This is a genomic window from Dysgonomonas reticulitermitis (assembly GCF_054601275.1).
In genome coordinates, this window is the sequence record NZ_BAAHWU010000018.1 from 19,017 (window position 1) to 43,907 (window position 24,891).

Below are 24,891 nucleotides of genomic sequence, written 5' to 3' on the forward strand. Positions count from 1 at the left end.
AGGACATATCAAAAAGATACATCCCTGTTTTCTTTTAGTTAAACTTGGTTAATCATATTCATTCCAAGCTTTTATTTCCAGTTCGTCTACATTCATTTTACAGAACGCTTGTATAAATGCAGATGCAAGACGCGAGTTTGTTAACAACGGAACATTAAAATCTATCGAGGCCCGGCGGATTTTGTATCCATTGTCTAGCTCATTAGTAGTAAAGTTCTTCGGAATATTTACCACCAGATCTATCTGTTTATTCTGTATCATTTCCAACGCATTAGGCTGTTGATTGTCGTTTGGCCAGAATACTTGCGTTGCCGGAACGCCATTTTCTTCCAAAAACTTCTGCGAGCCACCTGTCGCGTATAACTCATAACCTTTTTGGTGCAACAATCTGGCCGCTTGTAGTAATTCTACTTTCGATTTTGCAGGGCCGGTAGAAAATAGCACAGTTTTCTCCGGTATGCGGTAACCTACCGATAGCATCGATTTTAACATTGCATCGTGGAAGTTATCGCCTATACATCCGACTTCACCTGTAGACGCCATGTCGACACCTAATACAGGGTCGGCTTTTTGCAGACGGGAGAAAGAGAACTGCGAAGCTTTAATTCCTACGTAGTCCAGATCAAAGTCGTTTTTGTTTGGCTTTTCTACCTGTTTACCTAACATTACTTGTGTAGCCAGATCAATAAAGTTTATTTTCAAAACCTTCGATACAAATGGGAATGATCGTGATGCGCGCAGGTTACATTCAATAACCTTTATATCATTGTCTTTCGCCAAAAACTGCATATTGAAAGGACCTGAGATTTGCAATTCTTTCGCAACCTTACGGGCTACTTTTTTGACGCGCCTTACAGTCTCTATATATAAGCGTTGAGCAGGAAATTGTATTGTTGCATCGCCTGAATGTACCCCCGCAAATTCCACATGCTCCGATATTGCATACATTACTATCTCCCCCTTGTCGGCAACAGCATCTATTTCGATTTCTTTGGCGTTCTCAATAAATTCAGATACTACTACCGGATGTTTTTTAGATACTTCCGCAGCCAGTCCGAGGAAGTTTTCCAGTTCTTCGTCGTTGGAGCACACATTCATGGCTGCACCAGATAGTACGTAAGACGGGCGTATAAGTACCGGATATCCAACTTCGTTGACAAAATCTTTGATGTCGCCCAATGATGTTAACTCTTTCCAGCGTGGCTGGTCTACGCCTATGCGGTCGAGCATGCTGGAGAACTTATGCCGGTCTTCTGCATTATCGATATTTTTGGCTGTTGTTCCCAGAATATTTACTTTCGCTGCGTCAAGACGCATGGCTAAGTTGTTTGGTATTTGGCCGCCGACCGAAAGTATTACCCCATGAGGATTTTCCAGTTCGATAATATCCATAACCCGCTCGTATGTCAACTCGTCGAAGTATAGACGGTCGCACATGTCATAGTCGGTAGATACGGTTTCCGGATTATAGTTGATCATTACCGAGCGGTAACCTTCTTTACGTATCGTTTGCAGGGCATTTACCGAACACCAGTCGAACTCAACCGATGAACCGATGCGGTATGCCCCCGAACCAAGTACAATTACAGACTTGTGGTCTCCCAGATATTTGACATCATTTTCTCTTCCGTTGTATGTAATATATAAGTAGTTCGTTTGCGCAGGATATTCCGCAGCTAATGTGTCTATTTGTTTTACACAAGGTATTATTCCATTCTCCTTACGGATGCGGCGTACTTCATGCTGGATTGATTCCACAAGGCTTGCCTCTTTACATATGATCTTGGCAATTTGGAAGTCAGAGAATCCCATTTGTTTAGCCGAACGCAATAGGTTGAGTGGGAGAGACTGTATATCATCATATCTCTCAAGTTCTTTCGAACACTTAAAGATGTATTGTAGCTTTTGTAAGAACCAGCAGTCAATCTTTGTCAGATCGTGTATTTTATCTACCGTATACCCTCTTTTGAAAGCTTCTTCGATACAGAAAATGCGTTTGTCGGTTGGATTTTTTAAAGATTCGTCCAGATCGTTTACAACCAATGACTTATTAGCTGCAAATCCATGCATGCCGATATTGATCATACGCAGACCTTTCTGAATGGCTTCTTCAAAAGTACGGCCGATAGCCATAATTTCCCCGACAGACTTCATGCTCGAACCAATTTCTTTCGATACTCCGTGGAATTTTCCTAAGTCCCAACGAGGTATTTTTACTACAATATAATCTAGCGCCGGTTCAAAGAACGCGCATGTAGACTTTGTTACAGAGTTTTTTAATTCAAACAATCCGTATCCAAGCCCTAATTTAGCAGCAACAAATGCTAATGGATAACCGGTTGCTTTAGATGCCAATGCCGAAGAGCGGCTTAAGCGGGCATTTACTTCGATGACACGGTAATCTTCCGATTCTGTGTCGAAAGCAAACTGCACGTTACATTCCCCGACAATGCCTATATGTTTTACTATGCGGATCGATAATTCGCGTAGTTTATGAAATTCGTCGTTGGTTAGGGTTTGAGATGGTGCCACGACGATACTTTCCCCCGTATGTATTCCGAGCGGATCGAAGTTTTCCATATTACATACGGTCATACAGTTGCCGTATTTGTCCCGTACAACTTCATATTCTATTTCTTTCCAGCCCTTCAACGATTTCTCTACAAGTATTTGAGAAGAGTAAGAGAATGCTTTTTCAGCCAGAACGCGTAGTTCCTGTTCATTGTCACAGAATCCCGAGCCAAGACCGCCTAATGCGTAAGCCGCGCGGATGATGATGGGATAACCTAGCTCTGCCGCAGCAGTTACAGCGTCTTCTATTGTGCCTACAGCATGGCTTTTTATTGTTTTTACATCTATCTGATCCAGCTTTTTTACAAACAGTTCACGGTCTTCCGTATCCATTATAGCTTGTACAGGTGTTCCCAGTACCCGCAAATTATATTTCTCCAGAATACCGCTTTGAAACAGTTGTACTCCGCAATTGAGAGCTGTTTGCCCTCCAAAAGCGAGTAGTATACCATCCGGCTTTTCTTTCAGGATTACTTTCTCTACAAAGTAAGGAGTAATAGGTAAGAAATATATTTTATCAGCGCTTCCTTCCGAAGTTTGTACTGTTGCAATATTAGGATTGATCAAAACTGTTTCGATTCCTTCTTCTTTTAATGCTTTTAAAGCTTGTGAGCCCGAATAGTCAAATTCTCCGGCCTCACCGATCTTTAAAGCTCCCGAACCGAGAACCAATACTTTTTTTACATCTATATTAATATCCATTTTATTTTTTTTAGTTATAGCCCCTCCCCATTGGGGAAGCTTAAGTCCCCCCTTTGGGGGATTCAGGGGGCTCGTTTATAATTTATCTACGAATAAGTCAAATAAGAAACCGGTATCAGTTGGTCCGCTGGCAGCTTCCGGGTGGAATTGCGCAGAGAAAAACGGCTTGGTTTTATGCTTAATCCCCTCGTTAGTGCCATCATTCAGGTTTATAAACAATGGTTCCCAGTCTGTTCCTAAGGATGAATTCGCTACTGCAAAACCATGGTTCTGAGATGTTATGAAACATTGTGTGGAATCTACCATTTTTACGGGTTGATTGTGGCTGCGATGTCCGTACTTTAACTTGTATATACTAGCTCCCCCTGCTTTCGAAAGTAACTGATTTCCCATGCAGATGCCACAGATCGGTTTATCTCCTTCCATCGCTTTTCTGATATTTTTTACAGTTTCTTCGCATAAGTCGGGGTTTCCCGGTCCATTAGAAATAAATAGCCCGTCCCATTCCAGTTGATTGAAATCGTAATCCCAAGGTACACGTATTACCGTTACATTCCGTTTGAGTAAACACCTTATAATGTTGTGTTTTACACCGCAGTCTACAAGCAGCACTTTTTTCTGTCCGTTACCGTATGTCAGCACTTCCTTACAGCTTGCTATTGCAACCTGATTTTCAATGTTCGGATCGTAAAAATCTATTTCGTTATCATCCGTGAAAACGATCTTACCTTTCATCGAGCCCTTTTCACGTAAGATTTTAGTCAGTTCGCGTGTGTCGATCCCATAAATACCCGGCACATCATGTTCCTTTAACCAGTCTCCGAGACTTTTCTTTGCATTCCAGTGTGAATACTCATGAGAATAATCCGATACGATTAGTCCGCTTACCTGAACTTTTTCTGATTCGTAGAAGTCTGATATTCCATCAGTGAAAGTATCGTCAGGCACTCCATAGTTCCCAACAAGAGGAAATGTAACTACGAGAATCTGACCAATGTAAGAGGGGTCGGTCAGGCTTTCGGTATAACCTACCATTGCAGTGCTAAATACAACTTCTCCGGCTTTTGCTATCTCCGAACCAAAAGATTTTCCTTCGAAAACTGTTCCGTCGTCAAGAATTAGTTTAACTGGTTTGTCTGAATACATTTTTTGTTTGAAATATTAATATGATTAATAACGATTTACAAAAATAAAAAAAAGGAACGGGATATTGATATATCTGTTCCTTTAGTCTATAATAATTAAATATTGTGTCTTTTTTTCTCTCATTTCAAATACTCATATTTCTTGCGAATATCTGAAGTACAAAGATAGAAATAAAAAATGAAAAATGGGATTTATTTTCTTAAAATTTCTGAGAAATAAGAATCTATTGTTATACAGGTTTTTTATCTTGAATTTTAGCTTTGCGTCCATCCATTAAAATCTGACGTTTTTCTTTTCTAAAGTTATCACGTAGTTCTGATATTTTCTTTTTTTGAGCATCGGGAGCTATGCGACTCAGTTCTACGGCTTTTTTCTCCTTTTCGAAATTTTCTCTTAATGTTTTTAATTTTGCTACGCTAGTTTCATCCAGTTTACTTTTACCTCTTTTATCACCGAATGTGAATTTACGGTCTTTTCTGAAGTCACTCCTCATATCTTTTATTTTAGCTTGTTGCTCCGGAGTATATATTTTATTGAGTGCATCGAGATGCTGTTGAGCTATTTCTTTATTTTTTGTGCGATATTCTTCGTTCAGAGCTTTAATCTTTTGCTTCTGATCGTCTGTCAGATTCAAATCTTTCATTCGATCGCCGCGATGTGCTCTCATTTTCATAACCTGTCCTTTTTTGATATGTCCTCGTTTGTTATTTTGTGCATCAACAGTTGCTGTTAATGATATACATGCTAAAATAGCCAATGATAAAAATAATCTTTTCATAATTCTCTGTTTTAATGTTTTATATGGTTTAGATGCTATTCATTTTAAGAGGTTTAATAGGATAGGAATATTTAACGTTCTGTTACATTTGTTACTTGTTTATGTTTTTGGGCTGATGTTATTGCGAACTCGTCGGGAAAAATTACATGTTCACCGGTTTTTAATTGGCTGCCAACAGTTTTCAATCTACTTTTGCGTTTGTATTCAGATGAAGTATATTACAGATGCTACTATGAGAGTTAAATTAATAATTTCAGGAATACAATAAACGTCTATTTTAGCAGTTCTATCTATGGAATCAAAATTCAGATCAAGTATAAATTCTGCTTACCATAAGCGAATAAATATTATTATTTAAAACTAATTATGCAATTACATTCAACTATTTTATCAAAGAAAACTCGAGTTACATTTCTATGGCTTTTACACCTTTTTTTGTTACCTGCTTTATCTTTTGCACAGACGTACAAAATTAGCGGTACAGTTGTCGATTCGCGCACAAAAGAGACATTAATCGGGGTTCCCATCATCATAGAAAACCGTAATGGGAGTGGCGTATCCTCTGATGAAAAGGGCAGATATAGCCTAACTCTTCCCAAAGGTGATTATACATTAAAAGTAGATTATATTGGATTTGAAAATAAGCGTATAAAAATCTCTTTATCACAAAATATTACTCAAAATATTGAGCTTGTGCAAACATCTATCGGTCTTGGCGAAGTCGTAATATCTGCAGAACGTCCTGATGCTAATGTATCTGCTCCACAGGCAGGTATTGAGAAGATGGAAATACAAAAAATAAACAAGATCCCGGTGTTGTTAGGCGAACGTGATATTATCAAGACCATACAGTTGATGCCCGGAGTACAAGGGGCTGGTGAAGGTAGTTCCGGTTTTTATGTACGGGGTGGAAGTTCAGACCAAAATCTTATCTTGCTGGATAACGTGTCGCTATACAATGCGTCCCATCTGATGGGATTTTTCTCTACATTTAATTCCGAAGTGTTGCGCGATGTAACCTTATATAAGGGGGCTATGCCTGCGCAATATGGTGAACGTCTTGCTTCTATTCTTGATGTGCAGCAACGTAATGGCGATAATCAGAAATATCATGTCGCCGGCGGGCTTGGTCTTATAGCATCTAATCTCAATGTAGAAGGGCCTATACAAAAAGGTAAATCTTCTTTTATTATCGGGGGAAGACGGACTTATGCCGATGCTATTGCCAGGTTGTCAGGGGCAAAAGATGCCCAAAACGCTTATCTCTACTTCTATGACTTGAATATGAAACTAAATTTTGCTTTATCGGATAAAGACCAGATTTCGGTTTCAGGATATTTGGGAAGAGATAAAATGGTATTGAAAGATGCCGCAGAACTCAATTGGGGAAATACGTTCCTGACATCGACGTGGAGCCATACATTCAATCGCAAGTGGACTTCCCGGACATCGTTGTCTTACAATCAATACGATTATTATTTCGGGATGGAAATAGGAATGAACCTGAATGGAACCTCTAAAATAAAGGATTATGGCTTTAAACAGGAATTTCAGTATCAGCAGGGAAAGAACAGCCAATGGCGTGTAGGACTTACTTCCACATATCACGATCTGGCTCCGGGGAACTACAATCTCGATTCGGAACAAAAGAATTCAGTTGACCTGTATCACCGCTATTCATCTGAAAATGCCGCTTATATATCGAATCAGCTGAAGATAACAGATAATTTGGAAGTAATTTACGGTCTTCGTGCTTCTGCTTTCATGGCATTGGGTAAAGGACAGTATTACACTCTGAATAATAATAATGAAGTAGTTGATAGTACATGGTACAAATCAGGAAAAGTGGTTAAGACTTATATAAATCTAGAACCACGTTTGTCAGCAGTATATAAATTAAATGATGTATCTTCAATAAAAGCTGCTTACGCCCGTACCACCCAGAATATGCATTTATTATCTTATTCGGCTCAGGGTACACCTTTCGATAGATGGACATCCAGTTCGAATAATATAAAACCACAGATTGCAGATCAGGTATCGCTGGGTTATTTCCGGAATTTCAGTGATAATATGTTCGAATTTAGTATCGAAGGTTATTATAAAGGCATGAAAAATCAGCTGGATTTTAAGGACAATGCAAATATTGAGGGTTATGATGTAATAGAAACTGAATTATTATCGGGTAAAGGCAGGGCTTATGGAGTCGAACTTACGCTAAAGAAACGTCTGGGGCGACTTACCGGGTGGATAGGCTATACACTTTCTAAGTCGGAAAAGAAGATTGATGGCATCAATGAAGATAGATGGTATAATGCCTTTCAAGACAGAACGCATGATTTCTCTATAGTGGGAATGTATGAACTGAATCCTAAATGGACGCTTTCTGCCACATGGGTATTCTATACAGGAAATGCGATTACTTATCCGAGCGGAAAATATCAGATCAATGGAAAAGATGTGATGTATTATGCTGAAAGGAACGGATACAGGATGCCTGATTATCATCGCCTTGACCTGGGTGCGACTTGTTTGTTGAAGAAAACCGCGAAGTTTCAGTCGGAGCTTGTTTTAGGTCTATATAATGCTTATGGACGCGAGAATGCGTATATGATCCAGTTCCGTACCAATACGAAAGATCCGGGCAAAACAACCGCTTATCAGTACTCGCTGTTTACGTTCGTTCCGTCTGTTTCGTGGAACTTCAAGTTTTAAAATATAAAAGCATGAATCTTATGAAAAATTTAAAGAATAAATATATTACAGTACTTTCGGCTTTGGCTTTATTACTTATTGTCAGTTCGTGTGAAAAGGAAATCGATGTCGATCTTCGTTCGGTTCCTCCACGGATACAGATAGAGGGTGTTGTAAAACAAAACCAATTGGCTAAAGTAAGAGTGAGCCATACGCTCGATTTTAATGATAACAGCGGTTATCCGTTTCTCAAGGATGCCATTGTGGTAATATCGGATAATGCCGGAAATACCGAGACACTGAAACAAGATAATTCCGGGTGGTACGTTGCCGAGAATATCAAAGGGGTAATCGGCTGTACGTATAACCTATCTGTGAAATATGAGGATAAAGAATATACTTCTATATCTAAAATGCCGCCTTTGGTAAAACTGGATTCCCTGTCTATGTATAAGGCTCCGATAATGGACTATGCAATACCGATGATTCATTTTACCGATCCAAAAGGGGAGATCAATCAGTATTACCGGTGCCTTGTATTTATTAACGGAAAGCAATTGCCTGATGTCAACGAACTGGCGTTGAGCGCTCAGCTTATGGATGGTAGCCCGATACATCAATTCCTGCCTATATTTACAAACGATGAAGATGTTGATCCTATCAAGCAAGGAGATGATATACGGATTGAATTACAGTGTATTGATAAAGGGGCATACACTTTCTTTTATACATTGAGCCGTATAGAGGACTCAAAGAATAATCCTACTTCAAATATCACTGGCGGAGCTTTAGGCTATTTCTGTGCCGCTACAGTCGATGGGATGTCTATTACAGCGGAATGGGAAGAATGAAAGAGGTGAAATTTAAAGCAGGAGGAGTTTAATCTACGATGCCGTACACCCTCTTTTTCTTGTTATTGTAGTATAATTTTAAAATGGGACAAAATCGTTGCCTCCATTTTGTGTCGGTTGAAAACCATTATCCGGAATAGTGCGGTTGATTTTTGAAGAGAATTGCTGTCCTGCTCCAAAGTTATAGTCGTCATCAATATTTTGAAAGCGGGCGAATTCGCTTTTGAAGCGTAATAAAACATCTCCTGTAGCTCCGTTACGATGCTTGGCTATGATAATTTCGGCAAGTCCTATAAGAGAGTTCCCTTTGTCGTCTTCAAGTATTTTATAATACTCAGGACGGTGTATAAAGCAAACCATATCGGCATCCTGCTCTATTGCTCCCGATTCGCGAAGGTCAGATAGCTGAGGACGCTTACCTTCTGCGCCGGCACGTCCTTCTACTCCACGGTTGAGCTGCGACAGCGCGATGATAGGTATATTAAGTTCTTTGGCTAATCCTTTGAGCGACCGGGATATCATACTCACTTCTTGTTCACGGCTGCCGTAATTCATACCACTGGCATTCATTAATTGCAGGTAGTCAATTATTATCATTTTAATCCCATGCTCGCGAACCAACCGTCTGGCTTTTGTTCGCAATTCGAATACCGATAAGCTGGGGGTATCATCGATGAATAATGGTGCGTCGTATAATTCTTTTATTTTAAAGTCGAGTTGTTCCCATTCATAAGGTAGGAGCTGTCCGTTTTTGATTTTTTCACCCGGTATCTCGCATGTATTTATTATCAGACGGTTTACCAACTGTACGTTCGACATCTCAAGGGAGAATAATGCGACAGGGTAGTTGTAGGATACAGCCATATTCTTAGCCATCGAGAGAACAAATGCTGTTTTTCCCATTGCCGGACGTGCTGCGATAATAACCAAATCGGAGTTTTGCCAACCTGAGGTGATTTTATCCAGAGGTGTGAATCCCGTTTGTAGCCCACTTAAACCTTCCGGGCGGTTTGCCGCTATTTCCAGCAGTTGTAAGGCTTCTTTGATTACCGGATTAATTTGAGTTACATCTTTCTTTACATTTCCTTGCGATATCTCAAATAATTTGCTCTCTGCTTCCTGCATGAGATCATCAACGTCTGTTGTTTCATCGAAGGCCTTATTGGTTACAGCCGATGAGAAGGATATTAACTCCCTGGCCAGGTATTTTTGAGCTATAATACGGGCGTGAAATTCTATGTGGGCGGCAGATGCAACCTTCTCCGTTAATTGTGCAATGTATACAGGTCCACCGACCATTTCCAGTTCACCATCTTTCTTTAATTGTTCTACCACGGTAAGCATATCAACAGGCGCTTGTTTGACAGCCAGATTCACAATAGCACGATAGATTGTTTGGTGAATAGTATCATAAAAACTCTCAGGTTTCAGGATGTCGCTAACCAGAGAGTACGCGTCTTTTTCGAGCATCAAGGCGCCAAGTATTGCTTCTTCGAGTTCCCTGGCTTGCGGTTGTATCTTTCCTATATCAGGTATTAAAGTTGTTTCCCTCGTTTTTTTTCTACTCTGATTTTTATTAGTCTCTGCCATTTTTTTTGATTATTGAATATCAAAGATAACAGAAATAACGCTTAAAGAATATTTTAGTTTTGAACAAGCCTGTTAATAAGTAATGCCAATCAGCAATTAAAGCTATTCCTGTAATGTAAAAACGTTCGGTTATTTTCTTCCTTTTCTTCTGCGCGCAATCACAGATTGCTTATATTCTCAACATATGCTCATTACTTCCGCGCCCTGTCGGGCTTGTCCTTCATTTTGCCTTGATGCAAAACGAAGCAAAAAATCAAGGCTGCATCCCTCGCAGACCCACCAACGGTTTGCCGGCTGAAAGTGACGAACGGGCTATCGCCCCGTCCCTTTCTACGCCGCCTGCACCGGGTGTGTCCCCTGCTACGGGACGAGGCCGGAACCGCAATGCGGCGAGTGTCTTGCTCTTGTCAGGCTTTAGCTGCGCCGTTAGCTTCAAGTACGGGGTACCCATAGGACGAAAAAGGCGTTAAAAACAAAAACGTGTCTGAGCTTATCTAATGATTCGTATAATACAAAACCCGGAGCGAGTTTTTTTGTTTAGCCTTTAAGTCCGTTATGGGTCGGACGTTGAAGCGGGGCGCAAAAGCGTTTTTGGTTCCTTTTGCGGCTTTGGGCAAAAGGAACGCAAGCAATCTGTGATTGCGCGCAGAAGAAAATAATTGAACACTTCGTTCCTGTGATTATTAATTCAACTACTGATTCGCATAAGTAAATATTCTTTTTTATTATGGATTGTATTTAGCTTCTTTCAATATTGTCCGGGCATCAGTTCTGATTATTTCTTCCAGTGATGCATTTTTCTTTTCAGCATATTTATTGACTATCTGCCAGCCTATCCATGCTCCGGTACGTCCCGGCGATTCTTGTGATATAATACCTGTATATGGCGCATCGTTGATCAATCGCGTAATAATCATATGATCGGTAGAGAAGAGGTAATTTCCTTTTACTAATTTTTGCCATACATTTTTCTCATTATTTGTACACCAAGCCAACTGCCGGGGGGTATAACCAATGATATCATTTGCACTTCGATCGGGAAGAAGTCGAGATAAAGCATATAGTATTTTACCTTCATATACCATGTATGCCAGCAGGGATTGTTCGCTGGTGTCTCCTTTTATAATATCGCTCATCAGCCATGCTTTGATATAATCCCTTACCAGATATTTGGATTGCATTTGCTGGCGCTCGAATGGTTCAAAAAAATCTGAATACTCCTGATAATTTTCTCCTAAATATTTATCGGTAGAAATAGATATCAAATTATTCAGAATAATAACATTTTCACGGAAGCCGGAAACATGCATGGCCAGTTCAGGTAGTGATTTTCCCGGAAAGTATTCAGCGACAAGAGTGTTTGCCGACGATAGTTCTTTTTCATAAGCTGATACGTCAGAGAATGTAGATAAAGCATCCTTATATATTTTATTCAACATATTATGTGAAAAATATTCACGTAACGATGTGAAAAATGTTGAAGGATCACTATTGTCCATTGCTATACGTCCAAAAGCCGGAAGTAATACCGGATATTTTTCTTTTAAGATTGTTTCTTTCGAAGCTTCGGGTTGTTTCAGATAATCATAAATATCTTTATCAAAACGTTTTATGGATATGGCTTTTTCCGGATTATAATCCTTTTTTGCGGTTGTACCGGAACATCCGATAAAAGATATAATGATGAATCCCAATGCACATACTATATTTCTCATTTGAGTTCTTTTTTATATTTCTATTTTTGCGAAGGTAGTTTATATTCTTTAATTTTGCTCTGCTTTTTTCAAGCATAAATTAAAAACGTATAAAGGAATACTTTTATTTTAAACAATATAAGTAGTTACCCGTTATAACTGCGATAAATTCCGATTTTGATGATAACAATACTAGGTATAGAATCTTCTTGTGACGATACAGCTGCCGCGGTCATCCAAGATGGAGTTCTTCTTTCAAATATAATTTCGAGCCAAAAGGTACACGAGAGCTATGGAGGCGTAGTTCCGGAACTAGCGTCACGGGCTCATCAACAAAATATAATTCCGGTTGTAGATAAGGCTTTGAAAAAAGCGAATGTAAATAAGGAAGACTTGACCGCTATAGCTTTTACCCGGGGGCCAGGCCTTATGGGATCGCTTCTTGTAGGAACTTCTTTTGCTAAAGGGTTATCTTCGGCTTTGAATATTCCGATGATAGATGTAAATCATTTGCATGCTCACGTGTTGGCTCACTTTATTAAAGAAAGTAAAGACGATAACAATCAGCCTCAATTTCCATTCTTATGTCTGCTTGTTTCAGGAGGTAATTCTCAGATAATATTGGTCAAATCATACGCTGACATGGAGATAATAGGTCAAACTATTGATGATGCGGCAGGGGAGGCTTTTGATAAATGTGCTAAAGTAATGGGGCTTGGCTATCCGGGAGGGCCGGTTGTCGACCGATTGGCTAAAGAGGGTAGTGCCGATAAATTTAAATTGAACAAACCCCATATGCCGGGCTATAACTATAGTTTCAGTGGATTGAAAACCTCTTTCTTGTATCTTCTGCGCGATGAGTTAAAGAAAGATCCTGAATTTATAGATAAAAATAAGGCGCACTTGTGTGCTTCTTTGCAAGCGACCATTATTGATGTGTTGATGGAACAACTGAGAAAAGCTGCGAAGGATCTGAATATAAAAGAAGTCGCTGTCGCAGGAGGTGTTTCGGCAAATTCGGGACTTCGTGCTGCATTTGAAGACCATGCCAAACGTTATGGTTGGAAAATACATATTCCCCCTTTTGGATATACGACTGATAATGCAGCTATGATAGCCATGACAGGTTATTTTAAGTATCAGGATAAAGTCTTTTGTACAATGGATGCTGCTCCTTTTTCGAGGGTAGTTATGTAACTTTGATATATAAAAAAGGTTGTAATTACTATTACAACCCTTTCTCTATGCCTTTTCTTCGGGTCTGTATCTGAGACCGTTTGCTTGCCTTTATATTATGGCTATGCTTGTTTTACTCTGCAAATATGCTGACAGTATCGAATACAAAACAGCAAAAAGATGATTTATATTTATAAGAGGAAGAGAGCCACCAAAGGTGCCTATTTCGTTCTGCCGAACAATCATCTATAAACTTTCTTATACATTGATTAAACTATTTTAAATAAACACAGTCTTATCAATACAAAATGTACGCAGATCCATCATTATGAAGAACATTTTTTTTATTCTCCTCCTGCTTGTTCCTGTCGCTTCTGTTTCCCAGACAAATACAGGGGATACATATTCAATAAAAGGAGTTATAATAGATTCTATCGATAATCAACCTGTTGAGATGGCTGTCGCCGGACTGTATACCGGTAATAAGCTGGTAAAAGGAGAAGCTGCAAATAAGTCGGGTGTTTTTATCATCCAAAATGTCCAGGCTGTACAATACAATTTGCAGGTAACAATGCTGGGCTATGATACCGTGCGCGTTGCTATTCCCAAAAGCCGGTTTAACAGGCAGCAACTGGTATTGGACACTATTTTCCTGAAAACGAATGATATCATGTTGTCCGATATAACCATCATAGCCGAGCCTCCCGAACTTGTAATAAAAGAAGATACGCTCGAATATAATGCGGCTGCTTTTAAAGTGGCCGAAGGAGCTGTCGTGGAAGACCTTATCAAAAGGCTGCCCGGCATGGAGGTCGATGCGGACGGGAATATAACAAAACCCGATGGAAAACAGGTTAGAAGGGTATTTGTAGACGGAAAGGAATTTTTCGGGAACGACCCTAAAATGGCAACCAAAAACCTCACGGCGGATATTGTGGATAAAGTACAAGTGATAGAAAAAAAGTCCGATATGGCCATATTAACCGGAATTGATGACGGGGAAGAAGAAACGATTATAAACCTTACGATTAAAAAGGGCATGAAGAAAGGCTGGATGGGCAACATTACATCCGGACTAGGCGCTTTGACGCGGGATAACAAGGATGATGACATGCGCTATACCGGAAACATGATGGTCAACCGCTTTCTGGAAAACGACCAGATTTCATTCATCGCCAATGCCAATAATATCAATAACCAGGGATCGTCGGACAGGGGGAACAATATCCGTTCGGGACGGGGACGAAGCGGAAGGAGCGGGATAACGAGCTCGAATACCTTCGGGGTGAACATAGCCAAAATAGTGAATGATAAGATCAAGTTCGGTGGCAACATAAGCTATAATTACAGCGACAGCTATGCCGAAAATGACAGGTTCAGGCAAAACCTGCTAAAAGACAGCGTATCTTACCAGAAAAGCCTGTCCACCGACCGCGATTACAGCAACAACCTTAATTTTGACGGGAAGCTGGAGTACCAGGTGGATTCGTCGACCATGATCGTATTCACGCCCAACCTGTCTTACAATTATTCGAAATCGCATTCCAATTCTTATCAAAAAACGTTGGCGGGAGACAAAGACTCTACGATGGTAAACGAAAGCAATTCGCAGGACAGGATGAAAACAGACGGCTTCAGTACGCGCTTACGCCTCGATGTGTCGAGGAAGCTTTCGGATAAAGGGAGGCGGATCAGCTTTGGCGCGACATACGGCCTTAATAAAAATTCCGGTTCGGGAACAAACAATTCAGTGAATACTTTCTACCTGTCTCCCGGCAGAAATACAAACAGGGATCAGTTGGTAGAATCGGATCAGGACAGGTATTCCTACGGCTTAACGCTGAATTATGTAGAACCGGTGTGGACTAACAATTTCCTTGACTTTTCTTATAATATAGAATTCAACAACACAAGCAACAAAAGGTATACGCTGGATTATGACGAGGATACCGAAGGCTATACCTACATAGACCCTGATTATAATAAAAGTTCGGAAACGAAAACCATAAACCAGAATATAAGGGCAAGTTTCAGGTCGGTCCGGCCTAAGTATACCTACAATATAGGATTGAGGATAGCGCCAACCCACACCACCAGCAAAAGCTATATAGAGGACTGGCATGCTGTGGGCCATGATTCCATTGTGAACCGGTTGCCGGGAAGGACAGCAACAAACATCGCTCCTCAACTCGACTTCACTTACCGTTTTGATAATACGCGGGAATTAAGGAAAAACCTTCGTTTCAGGTATAACGGCAGCACAACACAACCTTCCGTTACACAACTGGATCCCACATCGAATAATACGAACCCGCTGCATATCAGGAGCGGAAACCCTGATTTATTGCCAGCATTCAACCATAATATTTCCCTTGAGTACGATTTTAACAACAGGGAAAGCCAGAAAGTCTTTTCTGTAAGCCTCCGCCACCAGTTCACACAGAACCAGATAATCAACTATACGACCTATGAAGAGAATACAGGGGTGCAGTATTCAAGCCCGGTAAATGAGAACGGGACATGGAATACGAATGCGGTCATAAGTTTCGCGAAGCCTTTGAATAAGAATAAGCGGTTAAAGTTCAGCGCACGTGCAAACCTCGGTTACAACAACCAGATAGGCTATAATACCGTAAATAAACAGAGCGAGAGGAACATTTCTAAAACGATAAATGCCGCGCAAGAGCTCAATTTGAGCTATTCCAGCGATTTCTTCTACGGCCAGTTCAGGGGACGCGTCAATTATTCCAAGACGTCCAATACTGTAATTGTAAATCAGCAAGGTACGGAAACCTTTAATTTCGGACTGACTTACAATACGAATTTAACATTGCCTTACAGTTGGTCTGTCGCTTCGGATATAAATTACACAGCAAACAGGGGATTGTCTTCCGGTTACAACCTGAATGAAGTGATCTGGAACGCACAGGTAAGTAAGCAGTTCCTGAAACAAAACAGAGGGTCGCTCCGGTTCCAGATAAACGATATACTGCAACAACGCCTGAGTATCAGGCGGAATGTTACGGCTAATTATATGGAAGATGTAAAGAATAATGCGATGACAGGCTATTTTATGGCCTCGTTTGCATACCGGTTCAATAATATAGGAGGCAGGGGCAACAGGGGGCGTGACAGGCAGCAGAACAGTGAAAATCAGGATTTCGACGGTGGCAGTGATTACGGTAGCCGTGGAGGCAGGAATATGTTTTGATAAATATAATCCGGACGTAGCGTGAACCGCCTAAAAACAAAACAGCCATAAGTACTCAATAAAAAGAGCCGGATGAGAAATGCACGATGCACTTTTCATCCGGCCTTTTCTGGTTAGTCTACTTTTTTGTAAACATAATTTCAGCAATGCTGGCGTTCGCTCCGTTGTTGCTACCTGTTACGGCAGCGCGAATATATTTTCCTTTCACGTTATTCGGCAACAACAGAATCATCGCGTTGGGAGTCGTCGCATTCGGAAAATTCAGGACGCCTAATTCCTTCCAGTTTACCTTATCGTCGCTTATACTGAATGCCACAGTCTTAGTATCTTTATTATTGGCTCTTCTTGCCAGTTCTACAGAAATTATATCCTGTGATACTTGCATATCCAGCGTAATGAGATGCGGCAACGGAGGATTAATCACTCCGCCAGGCCCGGTTCTCCATGCCGAATGCCAATAAGTAGAAAGATTCCCATCAAGCAAAGCTGTCGCATACCCGCTTACGGCTCCTTCGCCTCCTTGTTCTTCGGTAGTCACTTCAAGCGTCCATCCCGTATGGGAAACGTCGGTATAATCCTTATGGTACGTCTGATCCCAGTCGGCCTTTGAAATGGTGTAATACGAAGGAAAAGAAAGAGTTTTAGGAAGCGATGCGATATTGTCTATTGCATTTGTTTCCGGCTTGAATAAAGAAGACATCGTAAATTCCGAACCGGGAACGAAATCATCTATCAGTGTGGAAGTTGCGTTACCTTCTACAAAAACCGTCTTCTTGGTTCCCTCTTTATTGGTATAAGACAGATTGACTCCTACGCAGCCTTCTTCCTGCAACCAACTGATTGTAGTCCCTGCTGGAGTAGCCAGAATCGAGGAGATGCCCTTCTGAGGCAAACGGGATTGGTATTCGGTGCCGTAAGATTCTCCGGAAACGGTCTGAACTAATGACTCTTTGCCCGAATCGCTCATTACTACGATTTTGAAAATATACTTATTTTCCGTAATATCTATTATTTTCGACATCCAACTACCCGGACGGTCTACGGCTACCTCTACAGGTTGCTGGCAACCGTTCCATGTAATTACACATTTACTGATCTTCGGATCGACATTCAGCTTCCATTTCAATTCCACACGATTAAATCCACCGTTGGCTTGTAAACTGTCGGCTCGGCCCACATAGGTTTCTTCCCCCATTTTGAGATACTTTTCGTGCGTTTCGTACAGGTCACCGCAGGCAACCATCGCCAAAGCCGCTATACAAAAAGTAACATATTTAAATATTGTTCTCATCGCCAAAATTATTTAATTAATTAATTATCTGCCCCCAGAAATCCATTTCGCCAATTTGTGCAATCATTCCTCCCGACCAGTTTTCAAGGAAGAGAATACGTATATAGCGGAACGCAGGAGCTTCAATCGGAACTTCATGCTCATCACCGTTCAATATATATTCCGTGTCTTCGTTGGTCACAACGCCACTATCGCCCGACGGCTTGCGACACCAGACATCCAATACTTCTGTCCATCCATTGAATGTAGGATACCACAAATTTTTATCGGCATCGTATCTACCGCTGACATTCGTATCGTACATTTCCGAAGTAAGTTCATTACAACCGTAGATAACATAATGTTTCAGGTTATTATGACTATAAATAAATGCAGCGGATTCTGTACGTTGATACATTTTAAACCGGCTTATTTTGGCTGTTTGCCCCATATCGAAAGTGATCGTCCGGTTCATTTCCGGAGTGGATGCGGCTCCGTTACCGTGGTAACAACTGTTGCTGACATGCCATTTATTATCCCAGATATTGCTGATCACCAGGGTTGAGTGAGACGGAGAATCGCCAGGCAACGCCGTTACCATCCTGAACTTGGATTTATCCAGTTGTTTTTCCTCTAACGGCAGGATATCCGTTTCCAAAAAATCCGAATAATTATCCCACCGGTCGCGAATTCGAAATCTGAATGTTATGGGTTCGGGATCATATCCGCGAATTGTTGCCAAGCCATTCTGTGCGTTTGAGTAAAAATTTTCTACGGAAACCCATTCGTCACCGTCTTTCCTGAATACTTCAATAATAATATTGTTTTCCATAACATTCTTCCACGATATCTTAGCACCGCCAAAACTGTCAACAACTTTCAAAGATTCGAATATCTGTTTCACGGGTGGAGTTAGAGGATGAATCGTCACCGTCACCGGTTCGGATTCATTATTGCTTTTATCCACGCTTTTCAGGATGACTTTAAATTCGCCTTCCGAGCCAAAACCTTCTACTTTAAGTTTATTTACATAAGGGGAGGCTTTTGTGGTACGCTCTACTCCATTGGTCATATACAAAGCCATCACACATAGCAGATCATCGTCTTTTGGAGCGGAGAAACTGATAATAGCTCCGCCGTCGATATTTTCTACCGAAATATTGGTTGGAGACGCAGGAGCGACACTGTCTGCCGGATCCAGTCCGAGTTTTTCGTCCTGACCGCACCCCGTCAAACAGAGTAGACTAAATAAAGCAACGACTAAACTTGCTTTTACGGTTAATTTATGATTTATTTTTCTCATCTTTTCAAACTATTAAAAATATGAATGTTTCATTTACCATCCCGGGTTTTGAACCAGATTCGGATTTTTCTGAATCGCATCAATCCTCAAAGGCCATAAATAGTCTTTGTATGTGTACTTAGGACGTTCAAATACGACCGCTACCCGATAGAATGTTGCGGCATCTTCGCCTCTTATATTCCAACCTCTGATTTGGCTGGGCAATTCAATTTTCCAACGGCGAAAATCCCAGAAACGCTGTCCTTCGCAAGCCAATTCGTTCAGACGCTCTGCACGAATAATTTCGCGCATACCTTCGCGGGTAGCAGGCTTGTTAGGATACTTGGAATATAAGCGCCAGGCTTCCACTACGTCCGGAATTCCGGCGCGTGTACGCACTTCGTCGATAGCGTCATATACTCTTTGATCCGGAGAAGCAAGCGTTTCATTCAGCGCTTCGGCATACATCAGGTACAAATCGGCCAAACGGATAATCGGAAAAGCATAACCATAAGGTACACTGCTGCTCGATGTGATACTTGTCTTGTAACTGCATACTTTTTTGTTTGTATATCCGGTAATCGAATAGTCTTCCGAACTTTGTACCCCGGAAACCTCCAACCGGCGAAAACGGTATTTTCCTAAAGTCGCCTGTGCATCGTTCGCCATACCGGAACCATACCACGTACCGCGGTCAAAAGCCAAAGTCGCGTAAAAGCGCGGTTCCCTGTTAAGATGAAGATTTGCCGTTTGCTGTCCGATTTCCAGATAATAGGAGTTATTCCCTTCATTCGTTATAGTCGCAGCCTCATAACGATTAGGGTAGTTAGCCGACCAGAACGCTCCGTCATCTTCAGAAATAGGCACGCCGTTTGAAGAATAAAACTGCTCGGCAACAGCTAAAGTAGGAGCCATCAACCCGCGCGCATAAATAGAAGTCGATATGGTAGTACGGGTCATTGCTACCGACTGAAGAGTACTTGTAGTACGGGTACTTCCCCAAATAATTTCTTTGTTCCATCTTTCGGTAACTGCCTCGCCTATATCCAAAATTTTACGTGTTGCGGCAGAAATAATAAGCGGATCACGAAAATAGTACATCATATGACCGGCTTCTATTGCCGTATTAATAGCGTCTAACGAAGCGTCGGCGGCCAATTTCCATTTATTTTCGTCATAACTTGCCGGAAAAAGGGCTTCACCTCTGTTATCCTTTATATCCGAATAGTCCGGATTACCATTAAACAATGGGCTTGCGGCCAACAATAAAAGCTGGGCTTTTACCGCTTTGGCTATCGGCTGGGTGATCCGCCCTAACTCTTCGCTTTCGTTCATGATAGACAAGGGAAGGTATTCCAGCGACTCGTCCAGCAAACCGGAGATATATTTCACTACATCGTCTACCGGATCGCGGTAACGGCGGACGTCTTCGGTCGTTTCATCCACTGAAATCTCGGTATCCATAATCGGAACAGGGCCATAAAGCCGGAACAGATAGAAATGATAATATGCTTTCAGGAACTTAACTTCGGATATCCACCTGTTGCGTTCATAATCATCTATATCTTTGGGCTTGTGAATATTGTTTAAAAATATATTACAATCGCGGATTGCAATCCACAAATTGGAGGACGCGTTCCGGCCATCCCAGAAATTTTGATAAGGATCGTTGCTATTTTGGGCGCCACGACCGATTTCCCATGAACGGAGAGTGCCTATCCTACCGTCGATGAAACCGGTACCCTTAGGTATTACCCAGTGCTCGTCGCCGGCCAGAAAACCTACCGCATCCCCGGGATTGCAAAAGTGTGGCAAATAACTGTAACAGGTAATCAGAAACTTATAGGAATTGATCCGGTTGCTAAAGGCGTTATCGATGGAAGGGGTGCCTTCCGGTACAATATCCAGATAATCGCTGCAAGATGTATTCGACAGTATCACAGCTATTATAAATGATATGGATAAGAATATTTTCTTCATAATTAAATTTTTAAAATGAAAGTTCAAGACCTATATTAAACACCCGCTGAACAGGATAACCCAAACCATTACTTCCCATTTCGGTATCCCAGAACTTGAAACGGGAGAGAGTAAATAGATTGGTAGCATTCAGATAGACGCGTAAATTCTGCATTCTGATTTTCCGCAGCATTGCTTGAGGTAATTTATAACCGATTTCAGCCGATTTCATACGCAGGAACGTACCGTCGCGCAACCACCATGTACTGGTTTGATTATTGTTACCAACGCTGGTAGCGGATAACCGTGGCCAAAGGGCGTACACATTCTGGTTTTCTTCGCTCCAGTGATTGTCGGCGATAAACTGGAACAAGGCGTTATTCCCCTTTTTACCTCCAAATTCATCCGCGCTGGGCTGAACAAAAGGCGAAATAAGCGATGGATTTATGAAGAAAGAAGAACGAGCCGATCCCTGGAAAAAGCAGTTGAAATCAAAAGCCTTATAACCTAAAGACAGCCCAAAGCCATAAATAATCTCCGGCTTTGTCGGATGTCCGATGGGAACCCTGTCCCTGCTGTCTATGATTCCGTCTTTGTTGATATCCTTGTACTTGATATCCCCGGCCATGTATTCGCCGAATTGCTGTGCAGGCGAATTTTTCATATCTTCTTCATCGACAAATAAACGCTCGGCGATCAATCCCCAAGGCTGGTTGATTTTAGAACCGATACGGCTCAACCATGGCGTTTCGGAATAGTCCGGCTCTTCGTATTTGGAATATTCGCTGGTCGCATAAGTAAAATTACCCCGTAGCATTACCCACCAATCCTTGTTTATAATATGGGAGTAATCGGCTGACAAGTCGATGCCGCGACCTTTGGCTTCGCCGATATTGGCCCTTGGCGTAGCTTGCAGGCCTATAATTGTCGGGATATCGGCACGTTCCTGTAGGATATTGGTACGCCTTTCAGTAAAATATTCGGCCTGAATTTCCAGATCCTTAAACATTTTCATCTCGATGCCCAGATTCAACTTATGGGATATTTCCCAGCCAATCTTGCTGTTGGCATACCGGGAAATAGAAATTCCGTTGTATCCGTAATTGAAGTCCGTACCAAAATAATATCCGCGATTGGAATTACTCATATTTACTTCCGACAGGTAGAAAAAGCGTTCGTCCGCGATATTGTCGTTCCCTACCAACCCGTAAGAACCTTTTAGTTTTAGTGTGTTGATTATCCGCGAAATAGGCTTGTTTTCCCAGAAGCTTTCTTTGGAAACAATCCATCCGAATCCTCCGGAAGGGAAGAATCCCCAGCGATTGTCCCTGTCGAACCGTTCGGAACCGTTATAACCAAAGTTGAACTCCGTATAATAGCGGTCAAACAAACCGTAAGTGAACCGGCCGGCCAAACCCAGGTTACGCGAAGGCAAGGATTTTTGCAGAGTGGTTTCATTTGCGCTTTTAGCTTCCCGCGCAGTCCACACTAACATACCGCTTACACTGTGCTTCTCATCAAAAGTTTGGTCATAAGAAGCCGAAGTTTCCATATAGATAGAACTGCTTACTTTTTTCTGTCCCTGGCTATAATTCAAATAATCCGTCCCTGTATCCGGATTCAAATCACCCAATATATAAACATCATTATACTTATCATACGTTCCTACAGAATAGTAGAAAGGATTATACGCCCGGGTCAAGTCATAATAAGAATTACGGGTGGTATTAGCCAGCAGGCGGGCTTTCAATCCTTTGGTAATAAAATTCAGATTTTGTTTCAGTTCCAACTGGGAAATGATCACGGTTTCTTCAGATTCCTTGTATCCCCGCAACATTTCGGCGTATGGGTTCATGTATTCTCCTCCTATTCCGTAATTACCGAACAATACATGGTTTGCATATTTGTGGCCTTCGTCGGGACTGAAAAACGCAGGGAATAATACAGGATTCGCCTTAATGGCTTTGGTGTACATGTCCGCACCGCCGGATAACGGGCCCTGGTAGCTGTCGAACGTACCATTAACACGAACTGCCAATTCGGTTGTTTTGGTCAGATCGATGTTTACATTCGAACGCACTGTATATTTATTCAACTGAATGTTGTTGTTAAAGTTATTAACCGGATCGACTTTCAGGATACCATTATCCTTGGCGTATGACAATGCAATATAATAACGGGCGATACGTCCGCCCCCGCTGATATTCATATTGCCTCTCTGGTTAGTAGTATAATCTTTGAAAAGCATGGATTTCCAGTCGACCGTCGGATAAACGTAAGGATTCAATCCCTGTTCGCGGGCGGCTATCTGGCTATCCAAGTACGGCAATTGCGCCAATGGATTTCGTGTTCTCACAGCCTCATTGTGGAGCTTCATAAATGTGATGGGATCCGCTATATCTACATTCTTAGTCGGCGAAGAAAATGAATTTTCCAACCTGAACGATAATTTCATAGCGCCTTCCTTACCTTCTTTTGTAGTAACCAGGATTACACCGTTAGCTCCTCGCGCGCCATAAAGCGCGGTAGCGGTAGCGTCTTTCAGCACCGAAAAACTGGCGATATCGTCAACGTTCAAACGCGATAAGTCTGTCGACGTCAATTCTACATTATCGATCAGAATCAAAGGATCGGCTTTTCCGGTTCCGAATGTTGTAACGCCACGAATGAAAAATTCGGCATTATCCTGCCCCGGTTCACCGCTTCTTTGATAAGCAATCACACCAGCCAGCTTTCCGGCAAAACCGGTCGTCAGATTACTGCTGGTTGTCTTCAATTCCGAGGGCTTGATAGTAGTAACGGAACCTAAAACGGATTCTTTCTTTTGTTTTGCGAAAGCTACTACGGTCACATCGTCAAGGGAAATACTGCTTTCTTTCAGGTTTATTACACGAAAAACATTTAAGTTGCTCGGATTGAAAGGAATCGTTTTCTTTTCATATCCGATGAACGATACCTCTATGTTTTGCGTATTGGCGGGCACGCTTAATGAAAAATTTCCTTCTATATCGGTAGACGTTCCAATTGTCGTACCTGGTATTGAAACGCTGGCGCCAATAATAGGCTCGTTATTATCGTCGAGCACGGTTCCTTTAATGGTATAGGTTTGTTTACTTGTTTGTTTCTGCTGTGACGTATTTTCCTGCGCAGAAAGATGGGACACAGACAAGAAACCTAAAAATAAGCAAATACCTAATATTCGAAACGTTTTTTTATGGATTTGTTCTATTTTAGTCATAAAGAAAAATTAAATAATTTCTGCCGGGAAAATCTCCCGTTTTGAAATTGCAGGTTAATTTATTTACAAAGCTTACTCATCTTAAAAAAAAGGCATGTCCTTTTTCAAGAAAGAAAATAATTACATAAATTCAGAAGGTTACAGGTACTTGATAAAGTAAGACAGAGAGAAATTTTCAAGTATCCGCTTATTCAGATTCAAAGTTATTTTTACATAATTGCAAGAGTGGTGTTTTGTTTTCATTTTTTCATTGGAATTGATTTAGGTTAATAATATTTATAGCTCAAATTTTCCTACTTTTGTAAGTTTTACTATATCGGGTATAATAAGAAACCTCTGCTTATCCAGTTGTGGATAAGCAGAGGTTTCTTATTATACTAACGATATGTGGTGTTACTCTCTCTCTCTCTCTCTCTCTCTCTCTCTCTCTCTCTCTCTCTCTCTCTCTAACAAAAGACAGCTAACTTCCAACTTTTCAGAGGAAAAAAATCGTTGTGATTTGGTATATTTTTGCCCAAACTGTTTCATTAGATTAAAATTATTAAAATAATTTAGCTTTATGCAAATATTATATTAATTTTTCTAAAATAATAACACAAAATCGACAAGTGTATATCACAAAACCGATAAAAGCATATTTCCGGCTTGTCTTAAAGCCTATCTTGAACATGGAATCAATCTGAGAGACGGTGCTTTCGATTTTATGAAAGAATAATATAAAAAAAACTG

14 protein-coding genes are annotated in these 24,891 nt (G+C 41.1%); 5 read left to right on the forward strand and 9 right to left on the reverse strand.

Translation table 11 applies throughout. From position 1 onward, the window contains the following. Positions 1–48: 48 nt before the first annotated feature. From carB to ACYPZI_RS08550, 3 genes are all read right to left on the reverse strand, one after another. Positions 49–3,273 (reverse strand): carbamoyl-phosphate synthase (glutamine-hydrolyzing) large subunit, encoded by a 3,225-nt coding sequence (gene carB, locus ACYPZI_RS08540; RefSeq protein ID WP_459600585.1) that lies wholly within the window; start codon positions 3,271–3,273, stop codon positions 49–51. 75 nt (positions 3,274–3,348) lie between these two features. Then, positions 3,349–4,419, reverse strand: a complete 1,071-nt coding sequence (gene carA, locus ACYPZI_RS08545) for a glutamine-hydrolyzing carbamoyl-phosphate synthase small subunit (RefSeq protein WP_459600587.1) — start codon at positions 4,417–4,419, stop codon at positions 3,349–3,351. Positions 4,420–4,648: 229 nt separating this feature from the next. Continuing rightward, positions 4,649–5,197 carry a hypothetical protein gene (locus tag ACYPZI_RS08550; RefSeq protein WP_459600589.1) on the reverse strand — a complete coding sequence of 183 codons (549 nt, stop codon included), beginning with the start codon at positions 5,195–5,197 and terminating at the stop codon, positions 4,649–4,651. A 435-nt stretch (positions 5,198–5,632) separates the two neighbouring features. On the opposite strand from ACYPZI_RS08550, the gene ACYPZI_RS08555 reads away from it, so the two are divergent. Both ACYPZI_RS08555 and ACYPZI_RS08560 read left to right on the forward strand, forming a co-directional pair. Beyond that, the gene (locus ACYPZI_RS08555) at positions 5,633–7,912 is read left to right on the forward strand and encodes a TonB-dependent receptor (RefSeq protein ID WP_459600591.1); all 2,280 of its coding nucleotides are present in this window, start codon (positions 5,633–5,635) and stop codon (positions 7,910–7,912) included. A gap of 20 nt (positions 7,913–7,932) precedes the next feature. Continuing rightward, on the forward strand, positions 7,933–8,742 hold the full coding sequence (locus ACYPZI_RS08560) for a DUF4249 domain-containing protein (RefSeq protein ID WP_459600593.1): 810 nt from the start codon (positions 7,933–7,935) through the stop codon (positions 8,740–8,742). 78 nt (positions 8,743–8,820) lie between these two features. On the opposite strand, the gene dnaB is transcribed toward ACYPZI_RS08560, so the two are convergent. Next, positions 8,821–10,332 (reverse strand): replicative DNA helicase, encoded by a 1,512-nt coding sequence (dnaB, locus tag ACYPZI_RS08565; RefSeq protein WP_459600595.1) that lies wholly within the window; start codon positions 10,330–10,332, stop codon positions 8,821–8,823. A gap of 233 nt (positions 10,333–10,565) precedes the next feature. Between dnaB and ACYPZI_RS08570 the strand changes: the two genes are divergently transcribed. Further along, the gene (locus ACYPZI_RS08570; protein ID WP_459600596.1) at positions 10,566–10,802 is read left to right on the forward strand and encodes a hypothetical protein; all 237 of its coding nucleotides are present in this window, start codon (positions 10,566–10,568) and stop codon (positions 10,800–10,802) included. 255 nt (positions 10,803–11,057) lie between these two features. Here the strand turns inward: ACYPZI_RS08570 and gldB are convergent, their stop codons facing one another. Further along, entirely contained in the window at positions 11,058–12,047 is a 990-nt protein-coding gene (gene gldB, locus ACYPZI_RS08575) for a gliding motility lipoprotein GldB (protein WP_459600598.1), read from the reverse strand. A 156-nt stretch (positions 12,048–12,203) separates the two neighbouring features. On the opposite strand from gldB, the gene tsaD reads away from it, so the two are divergent. Both tsaD and ACYPZI_RS08585 read left to right on the forward strand, forming a co-directional pair. Beyond that, the gene (gene tsaD, locus ACYPZI_RS08580; protein WP_459600600.1) at positions 12,204–13,223 is read left to right on the forward strand and encodes a tRNA (adenosine(37)-N6)-threonylcarbamoyltransferase complex transferase subunit TsaD; all 1,020 of its coding nucleotides are present in this window, start codon (positions 12,204–12,206) and stop codon (positions 13,221–13,223) included. A gap of 307 nt (positions 13,224–13,530) precedes the next feature. After that, positions 13,531–16,413, forward strand: a complete 2,883-nt coding sequence (locus tag ACYPZI_RS08585) for an outer membrane beta-barrel protein (RefSeq protein ID WP_459600602.1) — start codon at positions 13,531–13,533, stop codon at positions 16,411–16,413. Positions 16,414–16,531: 118 nt separating this feature from the next. Here ACYPZI_RS08585 and ACYPZI_RS08590 read toward each other — a convergent pair whose 3' ends face one another. From ACYPZI_RS08590 to ACYPZI_RS08605, 4 genes are read right to left on the reverse strand one after another with little or no spacing between them, the layout of a single operon-like run. Further along, positions 16,532–17,704, reverse strand: a complete 1,173-nt coding sequence (locus ACYPZI_RS08590) for a DUF4998 domain-containing protein (RefSeq protein WP_459600604.1) — start codon at positions 17,702–17,704, stop codon at positions 16,532–16,534. Positions 17,705–17,720: 16 nt separating this feature from the next. Beyond that, positions 17,721–18,986 (reverse strand): DUF5000 domain-containing lipoprotein, encoded by a 1,266-nt coding sequence (locus tag ACYPZI_RS08595; RefSeq protein ID WP_459600606.1) that lies wholly within the window; start codon positions 18,984–18,986, stop codon positions 17,721–17,723. Positions 18,987–19,019: 33 nt separating this feature from the next. After that, positions 19,020–20,945, reverse strand: a complete 1,926-nt coding sequence (locus tag ACYPZI_RS08600) for a RagB/SusD family nutrient uptake outer membrane protein (protein WP_459600608.1) — start codon at positions 20,943–20,945, stop codon at positions 19,020–19,022. 10 nt (positions 20,946–20,955) lie between these two features. Next, positions 20,956–24,162 (reverse strand): SusC/RagA family TonB-linked outer membrane protein, encoded by a 3,207-nt coding sequence (locus ACYPZI_RS08605; protein ID WP_459600610.1) that lies wholly within the window; start codon positions 24,160–24,162, stop codon positions 20,956–20,958. Positions 24,163–24,891: the final 729 nt, after the last annotated feature.

Coding starts and splice junctions, on each gene's coding strand:
- ACYPZI_RS08560 (WP_459600593.1), top strand. CDS start 7,933: ATGAAAAATTTAAAGAATAAATATATTACAGTACTTTCGGCTTTGGCT.
- ACYPZI_RS08595 (WP_459600606.1), bottom strand. CDS start 18,986: ATGAGAAAAATAAATCATAAATTAACCGTAAAAGCAAGTTTAGTCGTT.
- ACYPZI_RS08585 (WP_459600602.1), top strand. CDS start 13,531: ATGAAGAACATTTTTTTTATTCTCCTCCTGCTTGTTCCTGTCGCTTCT.
- ACYPZI_RS08590 (WP_459600604.1), bottom strand. CDS start 17,704: ATGAGAACAATATTTAAATATGTTACTTTTTGTATAGCGGCTTTGGCG.
- dnaB (WP_459600595.1), bottom strand. CDS start 10,332: ATGGCAGAGACTAATAAAAATCAGAGTAGAAAAAAAACGAGGGAAACA.
- carA (WP_459600587.1), bottom strand. CDS start 4,419: ATGTATTCAGACAAACCAGTTAAACTAATTCTTGACGACGGAACAGTT.
- ACYPZI_RS08605 (WP_459600610.1), bottom strand. CDS start 24,162: ATGACTAAAATAGAACAAATCCATAAAAAAACGTTTCGAATATTAGGT.
- ACYPZI_RS08570 (WP_459600596.1), top strand. CDS start 10,566: ATGCAAAACGAAGCAAAAAATCAAGGCTGCATCCCTCGCAGACCCACC.
- ACYPZI_RS08550 (WP_459600589.1), bottom strand. CDS start 5,197: ATGAAAAGATTATTTTTATCATTGGCTATTTTAGCATGTATATCATTA.
- ACYPZI_RS08600 (WP_459600608.1), bottom strand. CDS start 20,945: ATGAAGAAAATATTCTTATCCATATCATTTATAATAGCTGTGATACTG.
- carB (WP_459600585.1), bottom strand. CDS start 3,273: ATGGATATTAATATAGATGTAAAAAAAGTATTGGTTCTCGGTTCGGGA.
- gldB (WP_459600598.1), bottom strand. CDS start 12,047: ATGAGAAATATAGTATGTGCATTGGGATTCATCATTATATCTTTTATC.